Source organism: Pseudomonas sp. Marseille-Q0931, assembly GCF_940789645.1.
GTDB lineage: Bacteria > Pseudomonadota > Gammaproteobacteria > Pseudomonadales > Pseudomonadaceae > Aquipseudomonas.
In genome coordinates, this window is record NZ_CALNWT010000001.1 from 389,273 (window position 1) to 413,208 (window position 23,936).

At 61.8% G+C, this 23,936-nt stretch carries 23 protein-coding genes and 1 pseudogene; 23 read left to right on the forward strand and 1 reads right to left on the reverse strand.

Annotated elements, in window-relative coordinates; all coding sequences use genetic code 11:
- Window positions 1-411: 411 nt before the first annotated feature.
- From flgB to P3C50_RS02005, 11 genes are all read left to right on the forward strand, one after another.
- A complete protein-coding gene (gene flgB, locus P3C50_RS01955) occupies window positions 412-819 on the forward strand; it encodes a flagellar basal body rod protein FlgB (protein ID WP_092376336.1) in 408 nt (135 codons plus the stop codon).
- 11 nt (window positions 820-830) lie between these two features.
- Window positions 831-1,274 (forward strand): flagellar basal body rod protein FlgC, encoded by a 444-nt coding sequence (gene flgC / locus P3C50_RS01960; RefSeq protein ID WP_003460696.1) that lies wholly within the window; start codon window positions 831-833, stop codon window positions 1,272-1,274.
- A gap of 10 nt (window positions 1,275-1,284) precedes the next feature.
- On the forward strand, window positions 1,285-1,974 hold the full coding sequence (locus P3C50_RS01965) for a flagellar hook assembly protein FlgD (protein ID WP_092376333.1): 690 nt from the start codon (window positions 1,285-1,287) through the stop codon (window positions 1,972-1,974).
- A gap of 24 nt (window positions 1,975-1,998) precedes the next feature.
- Window positions 1,999-3,303: a flagellar hook protein FlgE gene (flgE, locus tag P3C50_RS01970; protein ID WP_092376330.1), complete on the forward strand. Its 1,305-nt coding sequence runs from the start codon at window positions 1,999-2,001 to the stop codon at window positions 3,301-3,303.
- Between the two features lie 155 nt (window positions 3,304-3,458).
- Complete coding sequence (locus tag P3C50_RS01975) at window positions 3,459-4,199, forward strand: flagellar basal body rod protein FlgF (protein WP_003460700.1); 741 nt, start codon at window positions 3,459-3,461, stop codon at window positions 4,197-4,199.
- Window positions 4,200-4,232: 33 nt separating this feature from the next.
- A complete protein-coding gene (gene flgG, locus P3C50_RS01980; protein WP_003460701.1) occupies window positions 4,233-5,018 on the forward strand; it encodes a flagellar basal-body rod protein FlgG in 786 nt (261 codons plus the stop codon).
- 50 nt (window positions 5,019-5,068) lie between these two features.
- Window positions 5,069-5,758, forward strand: a complete 690-nt coding sequence (flgH, locus tag P3C50_RS01985; RefSeq protein WP_147810732.1) for a flagellar basal body L-ring protein FlgH — start codon at window positions 5,069-5,071, stop codon at window positions 5,756-5,758.
- 241 nt (window positions 5,759-5,999) lie between these two features.
- Window positions 6,000-7,079 carry a flagellar basal body P-ring protein FlgI gene (locus tag P3C50_RS01990; RefSeq protein ID WP_275545330.1) on the forward strand — a complete coding sequence of 360 codons (1,080 nt, stop codon included), beginning with the start codon at window positions 6,000-6,002 and terminating at the stop codon, window positions 7,077-7,079.
- 7 nt (window positions 7,080-7,086) lie between these two features.
- A complete protein-coding gene (flgJ, locus tag P3C50_RS01995; RefSeq protein WP_125865243.1) occupies window positions 7,087-8,268 on the forward strand; it encodes a flagellar assembly peptidoglycan hydrolase FlgJ in 1,182 nt (393 codons plus the stop codon).
- A gap of 8 nt (window positions 8,269-8,276) precedes the next feature.
- The gene (gene flgK, locus P3C50_RS02000) at window positions 8,277-10,298 is read left to right on the forward strand and encodes a flagellar hook-associated protein FlgK (protein ID WP_275544682.1); all 2,022 of its coding nucleotides are present in this window, start codon (window positions 8,277-8,279) and stop codon (window positions 10,296-10,298) included.
- Between the two features lie 39 nt (window positions 10,299-10,337).
- Complete coding sequence (locus P3C50_RS02005; protein WP_275544683.1) at window positions 10,338-11,933, forward strand: flagellar hook-associated protein 3; 1,596 nt, start codon at window positions 10,338-10,340, stop codon at window positions 11,931-11,933.
- Window positions 11,934-12,498: 565 nt separating this feature from the next.
- Here the strand turns inward: P3C50_RS02005 and P3C50_RS02010 are convergent.
- Window positions 12,499-12,708 (reverse strand): annotated as a pseudogene (locus P3C50_RS02010) (transcriptional regulator); the annotation flags it as partial.
- Window positions 12,709-13,021: 313 nt separating this feature from the next.
- Here P3C50_RS02010 and P3C50_RS02015 point away from each other — a divergent pair.
- The 12 genes from P3C50_RS02015 to fliE all read left to right on the forward strand — a co-directional run bounded on the left by P3C50_RS02015 (window position 13,022) and on the right by fliE (window position 23,932).
- Window positions 13,022-13,273 (forward strand): antitoxin, encoded by a 252-nt coding sequence (locus P3C50_RS02015; RefSeq protein WP_003460711.1) that lies wholly within the window; start codon window positions 13,022-13,024, stop codon window positions 13,271-13,273.
- Window positions 13,270-13,581, forward strand: a complete 312-nt coding sequence (locus P3C50_RS02020) for a type II toxin-antitoxin system RelE/ParE family toxin (protein WP_003460712.1) — start codon at window positions 13,270-13,272, stop codon at window positions 13,579-13,581. The genes P3C50_RS02015 and P3C50_RS02020 overlap by 4 nt, the downstream gene beginning before the upstream one ends.
- A 283-nt stretch (window positions 13,582-13,864) precedes the next feature.
- Entirely contained in the window at window positions 13,865-15,286 is a 1,422-nt protein-coding gene (locus tag P3C50_RS02025; protein ID WP_275544684.1) for a flagellin, read from the forward strand.
- Between the two features lie 69 nt (window positions 15,287-15,355).
- Window positions 15,356-15,709 carry a flagellar protein FlaG gene (locus tag P3C50_RS02030; protein ID WP_053527661.1) on the forward strand — a complete coding sequence of 118 codons (354 nt, stop codon included), beginning with the start codon at window positions 15,356-15,358 and terminating at the stop codon, window positions 15,707-15,709.
- 127 nt (window positions 15,710-15,836) lie between these two features.
- Complete coding sequence (gene fliD, locus P3C50_RS02035; protein WP_003460717.1) at window positions 15,837-17,246, forward strand: flagellar filament capping protein FliD; 1,410 nt, start codon at window positions 15,837-15,839, stop codon at window positions 17,244-17,246.
- Between the two features lie 108 nt (window positions 17,247-17,354).
- Window positions 17,355-17,732: a flagellar export chaperone FliS gene (gene fliS, locus P3C50_RS02040; protein WP_003460718.1), complete on the forward strand. Its 378-nt coding sequence runs from the start codon at window positions 17,355-17,357 to the stop codon at window positions 17,730-17,732.
- Window positions 17,733-17,762: 30 nt separating this feature from the next.
- Entirely contained in the window at window positions 17,763-18,056 is a 294-nt protein-coding gene (gene fliT, locus P3C50_RS02045; RefSeq protein WP_003460719.1) for a flagellar protein FliT, read from the forward strand.
- 249 nt (window positions 18,057-18,305) lie between these two features.
- A complete protein-coding gene (locus P3C50_RS02050) occupies window positions 18,306-19,781 on the forward strand; it encodes a sigma-54 dependent transcriptional regulator (protein ID WP_092376302.1) in 1,476 nt (491 codons plus the stop codon).
- Window positions 19,782-20,062: 281 nt separating this feature from the next.
- Window positions 20,063-21,277 carry a sensor histidine kinase gene (locus P3C50_RS02055; RefSeq protein WP_275544685.1) on the forward strand — a complete coding sequence of 405 codons (1,215 nt, stop codon included), beginning with the start codon at window positions 20,063-20,065 and terminating at the stop codon, window positions 21,275-21,277.
- A 3-nt stretch (window positions 21,278-21,280) separates the two neighbouring features.
- Window positions 21,281-22,696 (forward strand): sigma-54-dependent response regulator transcription factor FleR, encoded by a 1,416-nt coding sequence (gene fleR, locus P3C50_RS02060; RefSeq protein WP_275544686.1) that lies wholly within the window; start codon window positions 21,281-21,283, stop codon window positions 22,694-22,696.
- A gap of 236 nt (window positions 22,697-22,932) precedes the next feature.
- A complete protein-coding gene (locus P3C50_RS02065) occupies window positions 22,933-23,262 on the forward strand; it encodes a GIY-YIG nuclease family protein (protein WP_275544687.1) in 330 nt (109 codons plus the stop codon).
- Window positions 23,263-23,602: 340 nt separating this feature from the next.
- On the forward strand, window positions 23,603-23,932 hold the full coding sequence (gene fliE / locus P3C50_RS02070; RefSeq protein ID WP_017679158.1) for a flagellar hook-basal body complex protein FliE: 330 nt from the start codon (window positions 23,603-23,605) through the stop codon (window positions 23,930-23,932).
- Window positions 23,933-23,936 lie beyond the last annotated feature (4 nt).

The window sequence follows — 23,936 nt, forward strand, 5'->3', positions numbered from 1 at the left end:
AAAGCATCGCCAGCAAGCTGGCTCCTACGAAAAACGCCCCTCTACTGCAAGTAGGAGGGGGTGGTGACGAACTTATCTGATCAGCATTAGCCTTTGGCCTCCCGTTTGCGTTTCTGGACTCTGAAAACCATGGGCCCGATCGGATAGGTTTCGCCGTAGGCACCAGCGGTTTGGCCTGGTGCAGAAGAACCGATGCGCATCGCGCGCCCCAGGGTTCGGCGGGGCGGCAATCTGTCCGGTTGGCTTTGCCGCTTGCTTGCCAATAGGCGGTAAAGCCTTGCCGCTTTGCCGCTATTTCCCTGTTCGTCATGCTTTAAGCTATTGATTTTGTTGACTTAAATAAGTTGGCACAGCCTTTGCTGAATGTCTGCCAGGAAAGACCAGACAGCCCCAGCGGCAAAGGTTGCAGACATGAGCATCAACTTCGGCAGGGCACTCGGCATCCACGAACAGGCACTCGGTTTCCGCGCCCAGCGCGCTGAGGTGCTGGCCAACAACATCGCCAACGCCGATACGCCGAATTACAAGGCTCGTGATCTGGACTTCGCCAGTGTCCTGGCTGAGCAAAGCAATCGCATGCAGCGCGGTGGCGTTTCCCTGAACCGCACCGATAGCCGCCATATTCCTGCCGATGGTGTGATCACTGGTGAGGCTGAGATGCCCTACCGTATTCCGATGCAGCCGTCGCTGGATCAGAACACCGTGGATCTGCAGATCGAGCAGTCCAACTATGCCGAGAATGCCGTGCATTTCCAGGCCAGTTTCACCTTCCTCAATAGCAAGTTCAAAGGTCTCACCGCCGCCCTGCGCGGCGAATAAGGAGCGCGACCATGTCCCTTGCCAGTGTTTTCAGCATCGCCGGAACCGGCATGAGCGCGCAGAGCACTCGCCTCAATACCGTGGCCAGCAATATCGCCAACGCGGAGTCTGTCTCTTCGAGTATCGAGCAGACCTACCGTGCCCGTCATCCGGTGTTCGCCACCGTGTTCCAGCAGTCGCAGAACAGTGGTAGTGGTTCGCTGTTCGCCGAGCAGGACGAGGCGGGGAGTGGGGTGCAGGTGCTCGGCATCGTCGAGGATCAGAGCAATCTCGACATGCGCTACGAGCCCAGTCATCCGGCAGCGAATGCGGATGGGTACGTGTTCTATCCGAACGTCAATGTGGTCGAGGAAATGGCGGACATGATTTCGGCCAGTAGAGCCTTTCAAACCAATGCGGAAATGATGAATACCGCCAAGACCATGCTGCAGAAGGTTCTGACCCTGGGTCAGTAAGGACATAGCCATGAGCACCACAGAGACTGTTTCCAGCAGCGTGCTGTCGACATACTCCGGCACCTCGACCAGCAACACCAACGAATCCAGCTACTCCAGCCTGGGCAAGGATGACTTTCTGATGCTGCTGGTGACCCAGTTGAACAACCAGAACCCGCTGGATCCGCAGGACAACAGCGAGTTCGTGGCTCAGCTTGCGCAGTTCAGCAGCCTGGAAAGTCTGACCAATATCTCCGCTTCGATGGACTCGCTGCTGGGCAGCTATCAATCGTCGCAGGCTTTGCAAGCCTCTTCCCTGGTGGGGCGCAGCGTGATGGTTTCCGCCAGCAGCACCCAGGTGGATGGTGTTTCGGGGCTGACCGGCACGCTGGTGGTTCCAACGGCGGCCGACAACGTCTCGGTGAGGGTTTACGACGAGGCGGGCAGCCTGGTCAAAAGCATACCGCTGGATAATCAAAGCAGCGCTGGCCTGGTGGACTTCACCTGGGACGGCACCGATGAGAGCGGCCAACTGCTGCCCGCGGGCACCTACAAATTCTCGGCCTCCGCGTCGCTGGGTGGCACGTCCACCGCGCTGGAAACCTATCTGCCGGCAACGGTCAACAGCGTGACGCTCGGCATCGGGGGCGGCGACATGACGCTGAACCTGGCGGGTGCCGGAAATGTCGCGCTATCCAAAGTCATCAGCGTCGGCCAGTAATCAACAGGCATCGGGAGATAAGACATGACGTTCAATACGGCGCTCAGTGGGTTGAAGGCGGCCAGCACCCACCTGGATGTAACGGGCAACAACATCGCCAACACCGGGACGACGGGCTTCAAGTATTCGCGTGCGGAGTTCGCGGACCTCTATGCCAGCAGCATGTTCGGCACCGGCAGCAACGCGGTCGGCAGTGGGGTGATTACGGCGGATATCGCCCAGCAGCACACCCAGGGCAACATCAGCTACACCGACAACAGCCTGGATCTGGCCGTCAATGGCAGTGGCTATTTCATCGTCAACGATGGCGGCACCCAGCTCTACACCCGCTCCGGCGCGTTCAAGGTGGACAATCAGGGCAACGTCATCGACAACTCGGGCAACAACCTGATGGGCTACGGGGTGGACGCCGATGGCAACCTGGTCAATGGCGTGCTGACCAATCTGACCGTCGACACCAGCAACCAGGCGCCGAATGCCACCTCGACCGTTACCCAGGGGGTGGCGCTCAACTCGTCCGAGACGGTGCCCACCATCGCCTTCGACCCCACGGTCTCCGGTTCCTTCAACTGGTCGACCTCGGTGAGCCTGTACGACTCCCAGGGCAATGAGCACACCATGACCCAGTACTTCGTCAAGGAGGCGAGCAACGAGTGGAGCATGCACGTGCTGATCGACGGGCGCAATCCCGGTGATCCCGCCAGCACCGATCCGTATCAGGCGTCGCTGTCGTTCGACACCTCCGGCAGGCTGCAGGCATCGGCCTCCAGCGACTTCACGGTCAATGCCGATGGCACCATCACGCTGGCCGACTGGGTGCCGGCGACCATCACCGACGCCACCACCGATCCGGTCACCTGGGGCGACAACGGTGCCGCGGCGAGCACATCGGGGGTGACTCTGGATCTACGCAACATGACCCAGACCAATACCCGCTTCGCGGTCAACAGCCTGTCGCAGGATGGCTATACCACCGGTCAGTTGTCCGGGCTGTCGGTGGACGAGACCGGGCAACTGTTCGCCACCTATACCAATGGCCAGGCCAATTTGATTGGCCAGGTGGCGCTGGCCACCTTCGCCAACATGCAGGGGTTGACGCCGGTGGGCGGAACGGCCTGGAAGCAGTCGCTGGCCTCGGGCGAGCCGGTGATAGGTACGCCGGGCTCCGGTACGCTGGGCTCGATCGTCTCCGGTGCGCTGGAGGATTCGAACGTCGACCTGACCGCGCAACTGGTCGACCTGATCATCGCGCAGCGCAACTACCAGGCGAATGCCAAGACCATCGAAACGGAGAATGCGATCGCCCAGACGATCATCAACATCCGCTGACGGCGGCGGGCGGCATATTCTTGCCGCCGTCAAAAGGGCCTTCCGTGATGGAGGGCTTTTTTGTTTTTTAAAAACAATAACTTACTTAAAATTATTAGCCTGGCACGTGCCTTGCTTTGATCTGTCCGAGAGTCGTTTTCACGGCGGAGGTCGAAGTGGACAAATTGCTTTATGTCGCCATGTCGGGCGCGAGCCAGAACACCTATGCGCAAAAGGCGCATGCCAATAATCTGGCGAACATTTCCACCAGCGGGTTTCGCGCCGATCTGGAACAGGCGCGGGCCATGCCGGTTTTCGGTGACAGCTATCCGGCGCGGGTCTACGCCATGTCCGAGCGGCCCGCTACGGATTTCACGCCCGGCGTACTGCAGGAAACCGGGCGGGATATGGATGTTTCGATAGAGGGTGATGGCTGGATTGCCGTGCAGGCCCCGGATGGCTCCGAGGCTTATGTACGCACCGCCAGCCTGTCGATCGATGCCCTAGGCATGCTGCGCACCGGCAATGGGTTGCCGGTCATGGGCAATGCCGGGCCCATCGCCGTGCCGCCCGAGGAGAAAGTCGAGATCGGTCAGGACGGCACGATCAGCATTCGCGCCCTGGGCGAAGCGCCGAATGTCCTGGCCGAGGTCGACCGCATCAAGCTGGTCAACCCCGATACCGCGCAGATGCGCAAGGGGCGCGACGGCCTCATCCATATGAGAGACGGCCAGTTGCTCGAAGCGGATGCCAACGTACGCCTGCATTCTGGCTTCCTGGAGAGCAGCAACGTGAGCGCCGTCGGAGAGATGACGGCCATTCTCGCCCTGTCCAGACAATTCGAACTGCACGTCAAGATGATGAACACGGCCAAGGAGGGCTCCGAGTCCATGGCCCGTGTCATGCAGATCAGCTAACGAGTAGCGCCCGCGCAGGGCGAGGAGATAGACATGCTTCCAGCGCTTTGGGTCAGCAAGACCGGTTTGTCCGCCCAGGACATGAATCTGTCGGTGATATCCAACAACCTGGCCAACGTTTCGACCACCGGCTTCAAGCGCGACCGGGCCGAGTTCCAGGATCTGCTGTACCAGATCCGCCGTCAGCCAGGCGCTCAATCGACCCAGGACAGCGAGCTGCCGTCCGGCCTGCAACTGGGTACGGGGGTACGGATCGTCGGTACCCAGAAGAACTTCACCACGGGCAGCCTGCAGACCACCGACCAGCCACTGGACATGGCGATCAACGGGCGCGGTTTTTTCCAGATTCTGCTGCCCGATGGCACCATCGGCTATTCGCGCGACGGCACGTATCACCTCGATTCCGACGGCCAGATCGTCACGTCGAACGGCTTCGCCCTGGAGCCGGCCATCGTCGTGCCCGCCGAAACCCAGACCTTCACCGTCGGGGAGGATGGCACGGTGTCCGTGACCACCGCCAACAGCGCCGCGGTGCAGATCATCGGCAACCTGCAGACCGCCGATTTCATCAATCCGGCCGGCCTGCAGGCGATTGGCAACAACCTGTTTCTGGAGACCGCTTCCAGTGGCGCTCCGCAAGTGGGAACGCCGGGCCTCAATGGCCTGGGCACCGTTTTGCAAAATACCCTGGAAAACTCCAACGTCAGTGTCGTCGAGGAAATGGTCAACATGATCACGACACAGCGCGCCTACGAAATGAACTCGAAGGTCATTTCCACGGCCGATTCCATGTTGCAGTTCATCACGCAGACGCTTTGAGTCTGATCGGGATCGCTAGGGCGGGCAGAGTGTTGGATGTGAGGTGTGCGATGAAAGGTCTGATTGTGTTGACGTCGGTTTGTCTGCTGCTGGGGGGGTGCGTGGCGCCTGCGCCCAAGGCGGACGATCCCTATTATGCACCCGTGTTGCCGCGTACGCCGCTGCCGGCCAACGCGACCAGTGGCGCGATCTACCAGGCCGGTTTCGAGAGCAATCTGTATGACGATCGAAAGGCTTTTCGCGTCGGCGACATCATCACCATCACCCTGGAGGAGCGCACCCAGGCGAGCAAGGCGGCCCGCTCCGACATCAGCAAGGACAGTTCCGCCAATATCGGGCTGACCTCGTTGTTCGGTGGAGGGGTGTCGGCCACCAACCCGCTGACGCGAAACCGGATGGATCTGGGAACCCAGTTCAACGGTTCGCGGGACAGCGCCGGCGATGCCAGCGCGGCGCAGAGCAACAGCCTCACCGGCTCGGTCACCGTGACCGTGGCCGAAGTGCTGCCCAACGGCGTGCTGGTGGTGCGTGGCGAGAAGTGGCTGACGCTCAATACCGGCAATGAAATGGTGCGGATTGCCGGGCTGATCAGGGCCGACGACATCGCCAGCGACAACACCGTTTCATCCACTCGGGTCGCCGACGCCAGGTTGACCTACTCGGGAACCGGTTCCTTCGCCGACGCCAGCCAGCCAGGTTGGCTGAGCCGATTCTTCCTCAGCCCGCTGTGGCCGTTCTGAGGACATGAACATGAAAACCTGGATGACCTCTGTCGCCGTAGGGCGGGTGCAACCCGCCAGATCGCCTGTGGGAGCGAGCTCTGCTCGCGAAGCTTTTACCGAATTGCGGGTTCGCGAGCAGAGCTCGCTCCTACAACGGACACCTGTGCATTCGCAGTCGGCCTCCTGCCGTCAGCAGTTCGCCTGCGCCTATCGCGGCCAGCGCCGCCGTGGTGCCAACGACTGGCTGCTGCTGGCGATCATGCTCGCCTGCCTGCTGATCAGCCAGCAGGCCCAGGCCGAACGGCTCAAGGATCTGGCGTCCATTCAAGGGGTGCGCAGCAACCAGTTGATCGGCTACGGCCTGGTGGTCGGCCTCAACGGCAGCGGCGACCAAACTACGCAGACGCCTTTTACCGTGCAGACCTTCAACAACATGTTGGCGCAGTTCGGCATCAAGGTGCCGGCCGGCGGCAACGTGCAACTGAAAAACATTGCCGCTGTATCGGTGCATGCTGAGCTGCCGCCATTCTCCAAGCCTGGGCAGACCATCGACATCACCATTTCGTCCATCGGTAACGCCAAGAGCTTGCGCGGCGGCAGCCTGCTGATGACGCCGCTCAAGGGTATCGATGGCAACGTCTACGCCGTTGCCCAGGGCAACCTGGTGGTGGGCGGCTTTGATGCCGGCGGCGCCGATGGCTCGCGGATCACCGTCAACGTGCCGTCCGCCGGGCGTATCCCCGGTGGCGCCACGGTGGAGCGTCCGGTGCCGAGCGGTTTCGACCAGGGCAACTACCTGACGCTGAACCTCAATCGTCCGGACTTCACCACGGCGAAGAACATCGTCGACCAGATCAACGACCTGCTCGGCCCGGGCGTGGCCCAGGCCATCGACGGCGGCTCGATCCGCGTCAGCGCGCCGCTCGATCCCAACCAGCGGGTCGATTACCTGTCGATTCTGGAAAACATCGAAGTCAATCCCGGCCAGGCCGTGGCCAAGGTCATCATCAACTCGCGCACCGGGACCATCGTTATCGGCCAGAACGTCAAGGTGCAGCCGGCTGCGGTGACCCATGGCAGCCTGACCGTGACCATTACCGAAGACCCTATCGTCAGTCAGCCCAACGCCCTGGCCGGTGGCGATACCGCGGTGGTGCCGCGCTCGCGGGTGAATGCCGATGAGGAGGCCAAGCCCATGTTCAAATTCGGCCCTGGCACCACCCTTGATGAGATTGTTCGCGCGGTTAATCAGGTGGGCGCCGCGCCTTCCGACCTGATGGCCATCCTCGAGGCGCTCAAACAAGCAGGCGCCTTGCAAGCCGACCTGATAGTGATTTGAGGTAGCCATGAATACATTGTCAGCAGGCGCACGCAAAACCAGCGATTCTGCCGCCTATACCGACCTGAATCGCCTAGCCGGCATGAAAACCGGAGAGCAGCGCGACAGCGAAGGCAATATCCGTAAGGTTGCCCAAGAGTTTGAAGCGCTGTTCATCAACCAGATTTTCAAATCCATGCGCTCGTCCAACGAGTCGATCGCCAAGGACAGCCTGTTCGACAGCGATACCACGCGCCATTATCAAGAAATGCACGACCAGCAATTGGCCATCCACCTCTCCCGTGAGGGCGGCGGTATTGGTTTGTCCGATGTGCTGGTGCGGCAGATGAGCGGATTGCGCGGTGAGGCGCCGCGCCGCAGCCCATTCGGCCATAGCGTGGAGCAGCCTGAGAACAGCCTTGCCGCGCCGGCCGCGGCCGAGCACAACCGCCTGGATCGTCACTCCGACAGCGCTACCACTCCGGTGTCCCAGGCCGCATTGCTCAACCAGCGCCGGCTGTCCCTGCCGCCGCGCCTGGAAGATCGCCTGTTGGCGGGCATTGTCCCGACTACCGGGGCGCAACCCCCCAGCGGGAGCGACTGGTTGCCGGCCAAGGCCACGGCCGCCAAGCCCACTGAAGCGCTGGACACCTCGGTCCAGCCGGCACGTCAGCAGCCGCCGCTGGCCAAAGGCACGCCGGCATTCGCCTCCGCGGAGGAGTTTGTCGAGACCATGCTGCCCTTGGCCCGCGAGGCCGCCGAGCGCATTGGTGTCGAGCCGCGTTACCTGGTGGCCCAGGCCGCCCTGGAAACCGGCTGGGGCAAGTCCATCCTGCGGCGTGGCGATGGCGGCAGCAGCCACAACCTGTTCGGCATCAAGACCCACGGTCAGTGGCAGGGGGAGTCGGCGCGGGCGATCACCCGTGAATATCGCAACGGGCAGACGGTACGTGAAGCGGCCAGTTTCCGCGCCTACGACTCCTATCGCCAGAGCTTCCATGACCTGGTCGATTTCCTGCAGAGCAACCCACGTTACCAGGAGGCCCTGGCGGCCACTGGCAACTCCGAGCGGTTCGTCAACAAGCTGCAGTCGGCCGGCTACGCCACGGATCCGCAGTACGCCCGCAAGATCAGCCAGATCGCCCGCAAGATCGACGCGACCTACCAGACCATTGCCCGCGCCGACGGCGCCTCCACCCGGACGCTCTGAGGTGACTCATGGCTGATCTTCTCGCAATCGGGGTTTCCGGCCTGCGCGTGAGCCAGACCGCGCTGGCCGTGACCGGCAACAACATCACCAATACCGATACTCCCGGCTATACCCGCCAGCAGGCGATGCAGGTTTCCAATAACTCGCAGCAACTGGGCGCGACCTACCTCGGCAGTGGCGCCTCGATCACCGACGTGCGGCGTATCTACAGCGGCTACCTGACCACCCAGGTGCGCACGGCCACCGCGCTGGACAGCGATGCGCAGACCTACCTGACCCAGATCAGCCAGGTCAACTCGCTGCTGGCCGACAGCACCACCGGCATCACCGCGGTGATGGAGAACTTCTTCGCCGCCCTGCAGACCGCCGCGGCCAGCCCCACCGATACCGCCTCGCGGCAATTGCTGCTGACCCAGGCATCGACCCTGGGCGAGCGCTTCAACTCCATCTACAGCCAGTTGGCGGAACAGAACGGCTACATCAACCAGCAGTTGTCGAGCATGGTTCAGCAGGTCAACAGCCTGGCGGCCAGTGTCGCCCAGTACAACCAGGCCATCGTCAATGCCTCCGCTTCCGGCGCCTCGCCCAACGACCTGCTGGACCAGCGCGACGAGGCGGTGCGAGAGCTTTCCGAGCTGATCGGGGTCACCGTGGTCGAGCAGGATGGCAGCTACAACCTGTTCATCGGCAATGGCCAGCCGCTGGTGGTGGGCGGCAGCGCGGCGCAACTCAGCGCGGTGCCGAGCGCCGACGACCCGTCGCGCTATGCCCTGCTCCTGACGCAGAACGGCCATTTCACGATAGACGTCACCTCGTCGATCACGGGAGGACAGATCGGTGGCCTGCTGCGCTACCGCGAAGAAGTGCTCGACACCACCCTCAACGACCTCGGACGCCTGGCGCTGGTGCTCGCCGACCAGGTCAACAGCCAGCTCGGCCAGGGGCTCGACCTCAATGGCCAATTGGGCGCCATGCTGTTCAGCGACATCAATGAGCTGACCCTGCAGCAGCAGAGAAGCCTGGGGCAAGCCGGCAACAGCGATACCTCCGCCAACCTGCGCGTGTACATCGACGACACCAGCGCGCTCAGTACCAGCGACTACGAAGTGACCTTCACCAGCGCTACCGGCTACAGCGTCAGGCGCCTGTCCGACGGCAAGGACATGGGCAGCTACGACCTGACCGATTCGCCGCCGCCGGTGATCGATGGCTTCACCCTGGCACTCGACAGCGGCAGCGTGGCGGCCGGAGACCGGTTCACCATCCTGCCGACCCGCCATGCGGCGGGCGACATCAAAGTGAGCATGACCGACTCCAACCAACTGGCCTTCGCCGCCCCCCTGGCGGCGACCCTGACCACCGGCAACGTCGGCAGCGGCAGCGTCAGCCAGCCGAGCCTGATCACCCTGATCGACATCTACGACGCCGCCGCCGTTGCCGACATGCAGAGCAGCCTGGAAAACGGCATGCCGATCAAACTGGTCTACGACGCGCCCAGCGGCGGCGCCCAGGGCTACACCCTGTACGACGTTGCTGGCAACAGCATCGGCAGCGGCAGCATCGTGCCGGGGCAGAGCAACGTCGTGACGGTCAGCGTTCCCGCCAACCCGCCCAGCGTGCCCAGCGAATACGCCTTCGAGATGACCCTGGCCGGTTCCCCGGCGGCGGGCGACAGCCTGACCATCGCCTTCAACGGCGACGGCACCGGTGACAACCGCAACGCCCTGGCGGTGCTGGAACTGCAGACGGCCAAGACCGTCGCGGTCAATGGCAACAACGGCATGAGCCTGACCACCTCCTACAGTTCGCTGATCGAAACCATTGGCGCCAAGACCAGTCAAGCCCAGCTCGACGCCGCCGCCACGGAAGCCATCCTGGCCCAGGCGACCAGCAGCCAGTCGTCGCTGTCCGGGGTCAACCTGGACGAAGAGGCGGCCAACCTGATCAAGTTCGAGCAGTACTACACGGCGGCGGCGCAAATCATTCAAGTTGCGCGCACCACGTTCGATACCCTGATCAACAGTTTTTGACGCCGCATCCTTGATGCGGCCCGTATGAGGCATGACCCCATGAGCACGCGCATCTCCACCTCGCAGATGTTTCAGACCAGCATCTCCGGCTATCAGAAAGGTTACGCCGAGATCGTCAAGACCCAGCAGCAGATCTCCAGTGGCGTGCGCATCCAGACCCCCGCGGACGATCCGGTCGGCGCCGCGCGCCTGTTGCAACTGGAACAGCAGCAGGCCCAGCTCGAACAGTACAGCGCCAACATGACCACGGCCACCAACTCGCTGACCCAGCAGGTGGCCCTGCTCGACACCGTGATAAACGTACTGCAGAACGCGCGTGAACTGGCCGTCCACGCGGGCAATGGCGCGCTCTCCGACGAGGATCGCAGCTCGATCGCCAGCGAACTGGATCAGATCATGGAGCAGTTGCTGGACCTGATGAACAGCCAGGACGCCAGCGGCAACTACATCTTCGCTGGCTCCAAGAGCGGTGTGCAGCCCTTCGTGCGCAACCCCGACGGCTCGGTGAGCTACCAGGGCGGCCAGACCAGCCTCAATCTGCAGGTTTCAGGTTCCGGCACGCTGGCCATCAACGACAGCGGCTGGAGCATCTTCGAGAACGTGCCCAATGCCAGCCGCACCCAGTCCAACCTGGACAACGATCCCAACACCGACGGCCAGCGCGTCTATCTTTCCCAGGGCCAGGTCGGCAACACCACCCAGTACGACAAGAGTTTCCGCGACGGCCAGCCCTACACCCTGGAGCTGGTCAGCAGTACGGAGTTCCGCATCTTCGATGCCTCAGGCAACGACGTGACCAGCGAAGCCTCGCTGGCGGGCGGCGTATTCGATCCGACCGCCATCGACGGCACCACCATCAACTTTCGCGGCGCCAGTTTCGAGCTGGATGTGGCCCTGCAGGAGGCCGATGGCCAGGGTGACCTGGACAGCCTGCTGACCGGCTACAGCTTCACCTTCGGCGTGGCGGACACCGAGATCGTCACCACGCGCAGCGCCAGCAACACCTCCACCGCGCAACTGACTTCCGGCAGCGTGGTCGACCCGACCGCCTACACCACCCAGTTTCCCAGCAGCGGCGTGCAGCTTCGCTTTACCAGCGCCAGTGATTACGAGGTCTATGCCCAGCCGGTGCTGACGGGCAGCACGCCGATTGCCAGCGGCTCATTGTCGGGTACCTATCCCGAGACCATCGGCTTCGCCGGCGTGGAGCTGCAGATCAGCGCGGCACCGGCGGCGGGCGATACCTTCGTGGTGCAGGGCAAGTCGGCGGAAACCCAGAGCGTGTTCGAGACCATCGGCAACCTCAGTGCCGCGCTGAAGACCCCGGTATCCGGCGACCCTGCCGCGCAACTGGCGCTGACCGAGGCCGTGGCCTCGGCCATCAGCAACCTGGACAACGGCATGAACCAGGTGCTGGCCACCCAGGCGTCCATCGGTGCGCGGCTGAACGTCATCGACACCCTCAGCACCGAGAACGAAAGCCTGCAGATCGCCAATGCCAGCAGCCAGTCCACGATCCGCGACACCGACATGGCCGAGGCCATCTCCAAACTGGTGCTGCAAATGACCAAGCTGGAGGCCGCCCAGGCATCGTTCGTGCGGATTTCGCAGTTGAGCCTGTTCAACAAGATGTGAATGTCCGTACGGTCGTATCGTGGGAAGCGAAGGGCGGGGGCGACCTGCAGGTGTTTGGGTCAACCGCAGGCGTAATCCGGGGCACGGCATTATCCCCCCGGACTATTGTTTCACTGATCCAGGGTTAGACTGGCGATACTTTTGGCGAAGTTGTCGAAGTCATCGAGGTGCCGGTTGGTGATGCTATGGACGATAGCCCAGTTGATCAGCCGATCCATGCCCGCCTCCGTATTGCGGCTGTGGCGACCTGATTGTAGGAGCGAGCTCTGCTCGCGAAAAAGCTGCGCTCGCGACGCTCGCTCCTACAGGGAGGCTCTATTCGTTCAGGCATAAAGAAACCTGATTAGCAACGATGCTCAGCCAAGCGGGTAGCCCGGATGAAATCCGGGAAAGGTCGGGCGGCATGCCAGACCGCCCCGGATTTCATCCGGGCTACAGGGTTGCGCCAGTGCCCTACCGGCGCGCGGTCAGTACGGCTGAAGCTCGTTGCCAATCAGGTAAAGAAAACGCCGCGATTCCGTACCGGCATCGCGGCGTTTTTCTTAACTGACCGGCATTAGGCTACGGACTGCTCCATACGGAACTTGATCGCTTCAACCGGGGTTGGCAGATCGACCGGGAAGTGTTTGGCTTCGTAGGCTTCGATCAGGGTCAGCATGACCTCAAAGGCGTCGCCTTCCGGGGTGCCGGGTGCCGGTTCGCAGTCAAACAGGGCGGAAACCTCTTTGAGCGCTTCTCTATACTCGCTGTCTGAACGGATCGGGCGAATGTTCATGGCGATTACTCCATCTCTCTGGCGTTAACGATGGCATACAACGGCCTCGTGGAGAAAGCCGAGATGATTTGGCGCAGGGCAATCGGGTGAAGCTTTTTCTCCCCTCTCCCATTTATGGGAGACGACTGCATGGATGCAGGAGGTAGAGCGAAGCAGGAGCCAGAGCCGACGACTGCATGGATGCAGGAGGTAGAGCGAAGCAGGAGCCAGAGCCGAGGGTGTATCGGCGAGCACAGTGCTTGAACTGAGCCAATGCTTGTTTCATCAGCACATCCGTGTAAATGTGGGAACCTGTAATTTCGGAGGTCATCCCATGAGCCGCCTAACCATCGACATGACAGACCAACAGCACCAAAGCCTGAAAGCGCTGGCTGCCTTGCAGGGCAAGACCATCAAACAATACGCGCTGGAAAGGCTGTTTCCAGGTGATCTTGACGCCAATCAGGCATGGAACGAGTTGCAAGCGCTGCTCGGTACCCGCATCCACGAGGGGCTTGCTGGCAATCTGTCTACCAAGAGCATCAGCGAAATTCTTGATGAAGAACTGGCCGAGGGCCAGGCTTGACCGGCTACGTTCTCACTGCGGCGGCAGAATCCGACCTGCGTGGCATCGTCCGCTACACGCGCAAGCAATGGGGCGATGCGCAGGCACGCCGCTACATCGCTACGCTGGAACAGGGTATAGCCAGCCTCGCCGATGGTCGGGGTGCGTTCAAAGACATGAGTGTGCTTTTTCCGGCTCTACGGATGGGGCGGTACGAACATCACTACATATTCTGTCTGCTGCGTGAGGGCGCGCCTGCCTTGATCGTAGCTATTTTCCATGAGCGCATGAACCTGATGGCACGACTGGCCGACCGGCTCAAAGACTGAAGGGCGACGATGCTCAGCCAAGCGGGTAGCCCGGATGAAATCCGGGAAAGGTCGGGCGGCATGCCAAACCGCCCCGGATTTCATCCGGGCTACAGGGTTGCGCCTGTGCCCTGCCGGCGCGTGGTCAGTACGGCTGAAGCTCGTTGCCAATCAGGAAAAAATATTGAAAAAACGCTAAAGAATTGGCAGGGCCCGACGATAAACCCAGTGAAAGCTCTCCAGGCCGTCCCGGTCGGTTGCCAAGGCCGGGAGTCGTACAAGCCCACACCACGAGGTTCTCGTCATGGCTCTTACCGTCAATACCAACGTTGCATCGCTCAACACCCAGAAAAACCTGAACAAGGCTTCCGATGCCCTGTCCACCACCATGCAGCGCCTGTCCAGCGGCTTGAAAATCAACAGTGCCAAGGACGATGCCGCCGGTCTGCAAATCTCCAACCGCCTGACCAGTCAGATCAACGGTCTGAATGTGGCAGTGAAGAACGCCAACGATGGTATCTCCATCGCCCAGACAGCTGAAGGCGCTATGCAGGAGTCCACCAACATCCTGCAGCGTATGCGTGAGCTGGCCCTGCAGTCGGCCAATGGCTCCAATAGCGCCGAAGACCGTGCCTCCCTGCAGTCTGAATATTCCCAGCTCACCACCGAGCTGACTCGTATCGCCAATACCACCACCTTCGGTGGTCGTAACCTGCTGGACGGTTCTTTCGGTACCACCAGCTTCCAGGTCGGCGCCAACGCCAATGAAACCATCAACGTCACGCTGGGTAACATCTCTGCAAACAGCATCGGCTCCCAGCAGGTCAAGTCGGTAGGCGTCGAGCCCAGCACCACGGGTGTTGCGGGTGGCGCTATCACGGTGACTGGTAGTGGCCAGAGCGAGGACATAACCGTTGATGAAGGCGCTTCTGCCAAGGAAGTTGCCAAGGAGCTCAATGGCCTGATCAGCGGCCTGACTGCCACCGCCAGCACTGAGGCCCAATTCACGGTTGACGCGGCTGCAGCCACGACTCCGGCCAGCTTCACTATGACTGTGGGCGATCAGAGCGTCGACTTTGTCGGGGTTACCGACACTGCCAGCCTGGCCGAACAACTGAGCTCCAACGCCTCCAAGCTGGGTATCAGCGTCAACTACAACGAGGAAGCCGGTACCCTGTCGGTCAAGTCCGATACTGGTGAGAATATCTCCTTCAGTGACTCCACCGACGCCGGTTCGATCACGATCGCTACCAAGGACGGTTCGGGTGACTATGGCTCTGCGGTGGCTCTGGCTGACGGTCTGATCGCTACCGGTGCGGTCGAGCTGAACTCGGCCAAGGGCTATACCCTCAACGGCGATGGCGTCACTGGGTTGTTCGCCGCGACGGGAACCACGGCTACCTCGGTGAAGACCACCATCACCCAGACCGACATCACTACCGCCGATGGCGCGCAAAATGCCATTGCGGTGATCGACAAGGCGATCTCCAACATCGACAGCCAGCGTGCCGACCTCGGTGCCGTGCAGAACCGCTTCGACAGCACCGTGGCCAACCTGCAGAGCATCGTGGAGAACTCCACTTCCGCCCGCAGCCGGATCCAGGATGCCGACTTCGCCGCGGAAACCGCCGAGCTGACCAAGCAGCAGACCCTGCAACAGGCGTCCACCGCGATCCTGGCGCAGGCCAACCAGTTGCCGTCCGCGGTGCTGAGCCTGCTGCAATAAGCCAATCTCTGAGGCGGTGGAGGGGGGAGTGCGCAAGCCTTCCCCCTTTGCCCATTGCGAGGTGCTCTCATGACCATTACAAGCGTTACGCCAATTGGCAGCCTGACGCCATCGGCGCGCCAGGTAGCCGGGGCGGCCGTCGAGCGGCCACGGCAGTCGGGCGAGAATCCCCAGGCGGCCGAGGCCGTGGCGAACGTACCGCGCGAGCAACAGGAGTCGGCGGTGGCGAGCATGCAGAGCGCCATGCAGTCGATTCGCCGCGACATCAATTTCCAGGTCGACGACAGCACCGGCCGGGTGGTGGTGCAGGTCGTCGATGGCGGTTCCGGCGAAGTGGTTCGGCAGATTCCCTCCGAGGTGGCCTTGAGTCTGGCGGCGCGCCTGGAGGACATGCGCAGCCTGCTGTTTCGCGAAGAGGCGTGATTTTCACAGGCGTGAGCCTGCGGTGAACGGGTTCGCGAATAAATTCGCTGCTACACAGGTTGAGTGACTGGCTCGTTAATTGCTGGGCAGTGGCAGGGCGTCAATAATTCGTTGCGAGGAGGTCGACATGTCAGGCACCACTATTTCCGGTCTGGGTACAGGGCTGGATATCGACGGCATGGTGACCGCCATCGCCGATGCGGAAAAGGCGCCCAAGCAGGCGCAGATCGACCGGCTGACGACCAAGACGGAAACCAGCCTCTCGGCCGTGGGTACGCTGACCAGCGCGGTCGAGACGTTCGAAGCCTCGCTGACCGCCCTGGAGAGTTCCTCCAGCAGCTTCGAAGGGCTCGGCGTGCAGTCCTCCGCCGATGGCGTGGCCAGCGCCACTGCTGGCGCGGGCGCGGTTCCCGGCAGTTACGAGGTGGAGGTGATCAGCCTGGCCAGTTCGTCGAAAGTGGCCAGTGCCAGCCTGGAGGGCGGTGCTTCCACGACCTTCGATTCCGGCGGCACGCTGACCATCGACGTCGGCGACAACGCCTCCTATGAGGTTCAGGTCGCGCCGGGGGCTTCGCTGACGGAAATCCGCGATGCGATCAACTCCCAGCTTTCCGCCACTGCGGGCATCAGCGCCAACATCATCACCGATGCCAGTGGCGCGCGCCTGGTACTGTCCTCGGAGGTCACCGGGGAGGGCACCGACCTGTATGTGAAGGGCACGGGGGATCTGGCGGCGCTGAACATCAACGTCGATGAGGACGGCAATCACGACCTTACCCAGCAGTCGGGCACCGGGGCTGGCTCCATCACCCTGGCCAGCAATGCTTCCTACAAGATCGACGGCCTGGAGCTGAGCAGCTCCACCAACACCGTCACGGCGCTGAGCGGCCTGAGCATCAAGCTGACGGCCGAGGGCACCACCACCCTGACCGTGGCGCCCAATACCGAGGGCTTGAAAACCTCCATCGAGGCTTTCGTCAGTGCCTACAACAACCTGATCACCGTCACCAATGCCTTGACCCGGGTAACCACCAGCGAAGACGAGACGAGTACCGATGCCGGCGCGCTGGTGGGCGACGCCCTGGTTCGCTCGCTGCTCGGTTCGATACGCAACGAACTGGTACAGCCCTCGACCGGCAGCGGTGAGCTGAGCGTTCTGGCGCAACTGGGCGTGACCACCAACAAGGACGGTACGCTGTCGATCGACGATGCCAAGCTGAGCAGCGCGCTGGAGACCCACTACGATGAGGTTCAGGCGTTCTTCGTCGGCGACGACGGGTTGATTCCGCGCCTGAAATCGGTCACCGAGCCTTACACGGCACCCGGAGGGCTGCTGGCCGGTCGCACCGAGTCGCTGCAAAAGACCATGACGCAATTGAGCGAGCAGCAGCAGGCGCTGGATCGGCGCATCGATTCGCTGACCACCTCGCTGTACACCAAGTACAACAACATGGATATCCTGGTGGCGCAGTTGAATGCAAGCAGCGCGAGCCTTCTGAGCACGCTCGAGGCGCTGAACAATTCCAACAAAAAATGAGTGTCAGGGAGAGCCGCCGCTGTGCGGCTTCCAGCCTAAAGATTCCCGATTGCCGGCCGATAGCCTGTCAAGTCCACGCAGTGACTTGGTTATCGAGGAGCAGTCGTCATGTATGCAGCGTCCGCGCTCAGGCAGTATCAGCAGGTCAGTACCCAGTCCCAGCTTGCCGAGGCCAGCCCCCATCGCTTGATCCAGATGTTGTTCGAAGGCGCCCTGGATCGCCTGGCGCAGGCCCAGGGCGCGCTTGCCCGTGGCCAGGTCGCCGAGAAGGGGCTGCTGATCGGCAAGGTGATCGGGATCGTCGGTGGCCTGCGCGAGGGGTTGGACAAGGGCCAGGGGGGCGAGTTGGCGCAGCACCTCGATGGGCTCTATGAATACATGATTCGGCAGTTGGCCCAGGCCAACCTGAAAAACGATGAGGCGATCCTGCGTCAGGTGGCGCAATTGCTGCGTGAATTGAAAGAAGGCTGGGATGGCATTGCTTGAGGGCCGTGCCGGACAATCCGGGAGAAAATCATGAGTTCGTCTGTCCAGCGTCTGGAAGAAACCGGCTGCGCACTGCGCGATGCCCTGCTCAGGCAGGACTGGGTGGCCATCGGCAAGTTGGATCTGCAATGCCGCCAGGCGGTCGATGCGGCCATGCACGAGGGGGGCGATGAGGCGCGCCTGCGCGACAGCATGCAGGAGCTGCTGCTGCTCTACCGCGAGCTGGTTACGCTGTGCACGGCCGAGCGCAAACGCCTTGGCGATGAGCTGGTGCAGATCAACCAGGCTCGCCAGGGGGCCAAGGTCTATCAGTTGTTCGGCTGATTGTCATGGCTAGCGCAGGTTTCTGCCCCCTCTCCCGCTTGCGGGAGAGGGCTGGGGAGAGGGGAGAAAAAGCTGCCCTGCTGCATCGGTAGGGCGGGTGCAACCGCAGCGAGTACGGGAACGCCACAGGAAATCACGCCATAAATTTGACTGAGTCCAATTTTTTGACTTTACTGGTGGCCAATTGCCGGTGCGCGCCGAAGATATGGCGCGCAATTTCTTCTACTCCTCGGGTCAGACAAACACAAGATGTGGCGTGAAACCAAAATTCTGTTGATCGATGACAATGCTGCGCGCCGCCACGAACTGGCGATCATTCTGAGCTTTCTCGGGGAGGAGCATCTGGCCTGTACAAGCCAGGACTGGCGCAGTGCCGTGGCTGGGCTTGAGTCCAGTCGCGAGGTGCTGAGTGTCTTGCTGGGCGATGTCGAGGCCAAGGGCGGCGCGCTTGAACTGACCAAGCAGCTTGCCGGGTGGGATGAGTTTCTGCCCTTGCTGACGGTGGGTGATGTCAGTATTGCCGAGTGGCCGGAAGACTTGCGTCGGCGCGTGCTGGCCAGTCTGGAGACGCCGCTCAGTTATAACAAGTTGCTCGACTCGCTGCATCGCGCCCAGGTCTACCGTGAAATGTACGACCAGGCCCGTGATCGTGGTCGGCAGCGTGAGCCCAATCTGTTCCGTAGCCTGGTGGGTACCAGTCGCGCCATTCAGCAGGTGCGACAGATGATGCAGCAGGTGGCCGATACCGAGGCCAGCGTGCTGATCCTCGGTGAGTCCGGAACTGGCAAGGAAGTTGTAGCGCGCAATCTGCATTATCACTCCAAGCGTCGCGAGGCACCCTTCGTGCCGGTCAACTGCGGCGCCATTCCGGCCGAGTTGCTGGAGAGCGAGCTGTTCGGTCATGAGAAGGGCGCCTTCACCGGCGCCATCACCAGCCGGGCAGGGCGCTTCGAACTGGCCAACGGCGGCACGCTGTTTCTCGATGAGATCGGTGACATGCCGCTGCCGATGCAGGTCAAGCTGCTGCGTGTGTTGCAGGAGCGCACTTTCGAGCGAGTCGGCAGTAACAAGACGCAGACCGCCGACGTGCGCATCATCGCGGCCACGCACAAGAACCTGGAGAAGATGATCGAGGACGGCAGCTTCCGCGAGGATCTGTACTACCGCCTCAACGTCTTCCCCATCGAGATGGCGCCGCTGCGCGAGCGCATCGAAGACATCCCGCTGCTGATGAACGAGCTGATTTCGCGCATGGAGCACGAGAAGCGCGGTTCCATTCGCTTCAACTCGGCCGCCATCATGTCGCTGTGCCGTCACGACTGGGCGGGCAACGTGCGCGAGCTGGCCAACCTGGTGGAGCGCATGGCGATCATGCATCCCTATGGGGTGATCGGCGTTGGCGAGCTGCCGAAGAAATTCCGCCACGTCGATGACGAGGACGAGCAGTTGGCCGCCAGCCTGCGCGACGAGATGGAGGAGCGCGCCGCGATCCTGGCCGGGCTGCCGGGCCTCGATGCGCCGGCCATGCTGCCGCCGGAAGGCCTGGATCTGAAGGACTACCTGGGCAATCTGGAGCAGGGGCTGATCCAGCAGGCGCTGGATGATGCCGGCGGCGTGGTGGCGCGGGCTGCTGAGCGCCTGCGTATTCGCCGTACCACGCTGGTCGAGAAAATGCGCAAGTACGGCATGAGCCGCCGCGAAGAGGATGGTCAGGACGAGGATTGATTCCTCAGCCTCAAGCTAAGGAAACTCTGGAAAACTCGTCATTCCCGCGCAGGCGGGAATCCAGAACCTGCGAAACTCCTGGGCTCCCGCCTTCGCGGGAGTGACGGTAAGTAACTTTTTCAGAACATCCCTAACGCCGCAAAGAAAGCCGGAGCTTTGACGCAAGCTCCGGCTTTGTTTTTTCAAGTGCTTGATAAATAAGAATAAAAAAGTAGGCACGGCGATTGCTAAAGCTCTTGTATCCGACCGTCTTCTGACGGTGCGTCGTACGAGAGAAGCAGATGGAAGCCAACCTTCGTCCTACCGAGTCAGCCGAGCCAAGCCTTGCAGCGCCGCTCGAACAAGCCAGTCGTGCAGGACTGGAGCAGGCCTTTGCCCTGTTCAATCAGATGTCCAACCAGCTCAGCGAGTCGTACAGCCTGCTCGAGGCGCGAGTCAATGAACTGAAGGGCCAGCTGGCACTGGTCAGCGCTCAGCGTATGCAGGAGCTGGCGGAGAAGGAGCGTCTGGCGCATCGCCTGCAGAGCCTGCTGGATCTGCTGCCCGGTGGCGTGATCGTCATCGATGGTCAGGGTGTCGTGCGAGAGGCCAACCCCGTGGCCCGCGCTTTGCTTGGCCAGCCGCTGGTGGGCATGCTCTGGCGCCAGGTGATCGCGCGCAATTTTGCACCGCGCGAAGATGATGGCCACGAAATATCCATGCGCGATGGACGTCGGTTATCCATCGCGACCCGTTCTCTGCATGGGGAACCGGGGCAGTTGGTTCTGCTGACTGACCTGACTGAAACCCGTCGCCTGCAGGATCAACTATCTCGTCATGAGCGCCTATCGGCGCTGGGGCGCATGGTCGCTTCCCTGGCCCATCAGATCCGTACACCGCTTTCCGCTGCGTTGCTCTATGCAAGCCACCTCAATGAACAGGTACTGCCGGCCGAACAGCAGCAGCGCTTCGCCGGGCGCTTGAAGGAGCGGCTGCACGAGTTGGAAAACCAGGTGCGCGACATGCTGATCTTCGCCCGGGGCGAGCTGCCATTGCCGGATCGTCTGGCGCCGTCGGCCCTGTTCGATGCGCTGCGTGCGGCTGCCGACGCGCATGTGGGCGATATGGCTGTGCGCTGGCAGTGCGATGTGCGCGACGGCGAGCTGCTGTGCAACCGCGACACGCTGGTCGGCACCGTCCTCAATCTGATCGACAACGCCATTCAGGCTGCCGGGCGCGATGCGCGTCTGAAGATTCATCTGTATCGCCGCGGTGGCCAGTTACGGCTATGCGTCAGCGATAACGGACCGGGTATGAGCCAGGAAACCCTGGCGCGCCTGGGCGAGCCCTTCTTCACCACCAAGACTACCGGAACCGGCCTCGGCCTGGCGGTGGTCAAGGCGGTGGCGCGTGCTCATCAGGGCCAGTTGCTGCTGCAATCACGTGCAGGTCGTGGCACCTGCGCCATCGTTTCTTTGCCGCTGCTTGATGCAGCGCCTCACTCGAATCAGGAGTAATCCATGGCTGCCAAAGTCCTGTTGGTTGAAGACGATCGCGCCCTGCGCGAAGCCCTGGCCGATACCCTGTGCCTGGGCGGGCATGATTATCGGGCGGTCGATTGCGCCGAGGCGGCGTTGGTCGCGTTGACCGAAGAGCCGTTCGGGCTGGTGGTCAGCGACGTCAACATGCCGGGTATGGATGGTCATCAACTGCTGGCGCAGATCCGTAGTCGTTATCCGCAACTGCCGGTATTGCTGATGACGGCTTTCGGCGCGGTAGAGAGGGCGGTAGATGCCATTCGCCAGGGCGCCGCTGATTATCTGGTCAAGCCCTTCGAGCCGCGTACGCTGCTGGAGCTGGTGGCCAAGCACGCTCTCGGTAAATTGACGGCGGGGGATTGCGATGGTCCGGTAGCGCTCGAGCCGGCCAGCGTGCAGCTGCTGGAGCTGGCGTCACGCGTGGCGCAGAGTGATTCGACGGTGATGATCACGGGTGAGTCGGGGACCGGTAAGGAGGTGCTGGCGCGTTATATCCATCAGCAGTCGCCGCGCGCCTCCGGGCCTTTCATCGCCATCAACTGTGCGGCGATTCCCGACAACATGCTTGAGGCGACTTTGTTCGGGCATGAGAAGGGCGCGTTCACCGGTGCGGTCACCGCTCAGCCGGGCAAGTTCGAGCTGGCTGACGGCGGCACCATTCTGCTCGACGAGATTTCCGAAATGCCGCTGGGGCTGCAGGCCAAATTGTTGCGTGTGTTGCAGGAGCGTGAGGTGGAACGGGTCGGCGCGCGCAAGCCAATCAACCTGGATATTCGCGTGCTGGCCACCAGCAACCGTGACTTGGCTAGCGAGGTTGCCGCAGGACGCTTCCGCGAGGACCTCTATTATCGACTGTCGGTCTTCCCCTTGGCCTGGCGGCCACTGCGTGAGCGGCCTGCCGACATTCTGCCGCTGGCCGAGCGGCTGCTGGCCAAGCACGTCAAAAAAATGAATCAGGCGCCGGTGCGCTTGTCAGAATCGGCCGCGCAGAGCCTGGTACAGCATCAGTGGCCGGGCAATGTGCGCGAACTGGACAACGCCATTCAACGCGCATTGATCCTGCAGCAGGGAGGCGTGATTCAGGCGCAGGATCTGTGCCTGCACGCGCCCATCGGCCAATCGGTGCAGGGTACGGCACCGCGCCTGGCCGTGGTGCCGAGTGTTGCGCCGCCAATGGCGCAACCGGTCGAGTCGCCGAGTGCGGTCGATGCCGGCGCGCTGGGCGAGGACCTTCGCCGTCGCGAGTTTCAGGTCATCATCGACACCCTGCGTGCCGAGCGTGGACGTCGCAAGGAGGCTGCCGAGCGCCTGGGTATCAGCCCGCGTACGCTGCGTTACAAGCTGGCGCAGATGCGTGATGCCGGTATGGATGTCGAGGCGTATCTGTACGCCAGTTAGTTTTGCTGTGCTGAGCGGGGGGAGGGGTACGGCTGATAGGGTTGTCTGGGTCCACGCCTTCGCGGGGATGACCTCGGGTTTTCTATCGCCGTCATCCCCGCGAAGGCGGGGATCCAGCTGCGGTTTTCAGGTTGTCCTGGTTTGTATGGGCGACTATTTTTTTCGTTCGGGTTTAAATCGATCACTGAGTAGGCCTCCATACTGATGGGGGCGCACCATCTGCAAAGGACTGCAGCATGAAACAGCCAGCCGTTTACATCATGGCCAGCCGGCGTAATGGCACGCTCTATACCGGGGTTACGGCGGATCTGCTGCAGCGTGTCTGGCAGCATAGAGAGGGAGCAGTTGAGGGCTTTACACGCCGCTATGGGGTGAAGTCGCTGGTGTGGTACGAACAGCATGAGAGCATGAGCAGCGCGATAGCCAGGGAAAAGGCGATCAAGAAATGGAATCGTGCCTGGAAGCTGCGTCTGATCGAAGAGCGAAACCCGCAATGGCGGGATCTTTGGTCGGAGATTGTTGGTGATTCGTCTCTTGTCGCTGGATCCCCGCCTTCGCGGGGATGACGGTGGTTGTTCCATGTATCTGGGTGTCTGTCGCCTAACAGGCCGTTGAAAAACCACCTCGATTTTGGCCTCCTGCATCCATGCAGTCGTGCGTTGGCAATGCTGCGTTAAAAACAGCCTCGCGTGCGAGCCCAGGCTAGGTGTCCCCTTCAAAAATGCTCATTTACAGCACGTAAACTGCGCTTTTCGGCTGTTTTTGCCTTGTCTTGCCTGTCTCGCCTAGGTTTTCCAACGGCCCGCTAATTTCCATAAGCTTCTAGTCGCAGTTTTGTTGGCACCCTTGTTGCAAATACCCCTGCATAGCGCCGCTAGTGTCAAAAAGCGGGCAGTGGAGGAAGTCATGAGCCAAGGTGTCGAATTCAATCGCTTGATGCTGGAAATGCGTTCCATGCAGGCTGAGGCCATGGCGCGTCAGAAACCTGCAGTGAGCGAGCCAGTGCAAGGGGCGCCGAGTTTCTCGGAAATGCTCGGCCAGGCGGTGAACAAGGTCAACGAGACCCAGCAGGCTTCCAATAAACTGGCGACCGCTTTCGAGATGGGGCAGAGCGGGGTCGACCTGACCGACGTGATGATCGCCTCGCAGAAAGCCAGCGTATCCTTCCAGGCCATGACCCAGGTGCGTAACAAGCTGGTCCAGGCGTACCAAGACATCATGCAGATGCCGGTCTGAGGAT

Excerpts from the sequence above, each read along its gene's own strand:
- flgB (WP_092376336.1), top strand. The coding sequence starts at position 412 with ATGAGCATCAACTTCGGCAGGGCACTCGGCATCCACGAACAGGCACTC.
- flgC (WP_003460696.1), top strand. The coding sequence starts at position 831 with ATGTCCCTTGCCAGTGTTTTCAGCATCGCCGGAACCGGCATGAGCGCG.
- P3C50_RS01965 (WP_092376333.1), top strand. The coding sequence starts at position 1,285 with ATGAGCACCACAGAGACTGTTTCCAGCAGCGTGCTGTCGACATACTCC.
- flgE (WP_092376330.1), top strand. The coding sequence starts at position 1,999 with ATGACGTTCAATACGGCGCTCAGTGGGTTGAAGGCGGCCAGCACCCAC.
- flgG (WP_003460701.1), top strand. The coding sequence starts at position 4,233 with ATGCTTCCAGCGCTTTGGGTCAGCAAGACCGGTTTGTCCGCCCAGGAC.
- flgH (WP_147810732.1), top strand. The coding sequence starts at position 5,069 with ATGAAAGGTCTGATTGTGTTGACGTCGGTTTGTCTGCTGCTGGGGGGG.
- P3C50_RS01990 (WP_275545330.1), top strand. The coding sequence starts at position 6,000 with ATGCTCGCCTGCCTGCTGATCAGCCAGCAGGCCCAGGCCGAACGGCTC.
- flgJ (WP_125865243.1), top strand. The coding sequence starts at position 7,087 with ATGAATACATTGTCAGCAGGCGCACGCAAAACCAGCGATTCTGCCGCC.
- flgK (WP_275544682.1), top strand. The coding sequence starts at position 8,277 with ATGGCTGATCTTCTCGCAATCGGGGTTTCCGGCCTGCGCGTGAGCCAG.
- P3C50_RS02005 (WP_275544683.1), top strand. The coding sequence starts at position 10,338 with ATGAGCACGCGCATCTCCACCTCGCAGATGTTTCAGACCAGCATCTCC.
- P3C50_RS02015 (WP_003460711.1), top strand. The coding sequence starts at position 13,022 with ATGAGCCGCCTAACCATCGACATGACAGACCAACAGCACCAAAGCCTG.
- P3C50_RS02025 (WP_275544684.1), top strand. The coding sequence starts at position 13,865 with ATGGCTCTTACCGTCAATACCAACGTTGCATCGCTCAACACCCAGAAA.
- P3C50_RS02030 (WP_053527661.1), top strand. The coding sequence starts at position 15,356 with ATGACCATTACAAGCGTTACGCCAATTGGCAGCCTGACGCCATCGGCG.
- fliD (WP_003460717.1), top strand. The coding sequence starts at position 15,837 with ATGTCAGGCACCACTATTTCCGGTCTGGGTACAGGGCTGGATATCGAC.
- fliS (WP_003460718.1), top strand. The coding sequence starts at position 17,355 with ATGTATGCAGCGTCCGCGCTCAGGCAGTATCAGCAGGTCAGTACCCAG.
- fliT (WP_003460719.1), top strand. The coding sequence starts at position 17,763 with ATGAGTTCGTCTGTCCAGCGTCTGGAAGAAACCGGCTGCGCACTGCGC.
- P3C50_RS02050 (WP_092376302.1), top strand. The coding sequence starts at position 18,306 with ATGTGGCGTGAAACCAAAATTCTGTTGATCGATGACAATGCTGCGCGC.
- P3C50_RS02055 (WP_275544685.1), top strand. The coding sequence starts at position 20,063 with ATGGAAGCCAACCTTCGTCCTACCGAGTCAGCCGAGCCAAGCCTTGCA.
- fleR (WP_275544686.1), top strand. The coding sequence starts at position 21,281 with ATGGCTGCCAAAGTCCTGTTGGTTGAAGACGATCGCGCCCTGCGCGAA.
- P3C50_RS02065 (WP_275544687.1), top strand. The coding sequence starts at position 22,933 with ATGAAACAGCCAGCCGTTTACATCATGGCCAGCCGGCGTAATGGCACG.
- fliE (WP_017679158.1), top strand. The coding sequence starts at position 23,603 with ATGAGCCAAGGTGTCGAATTCAATCGCTTGATGCTGGAAATGCGTTCC.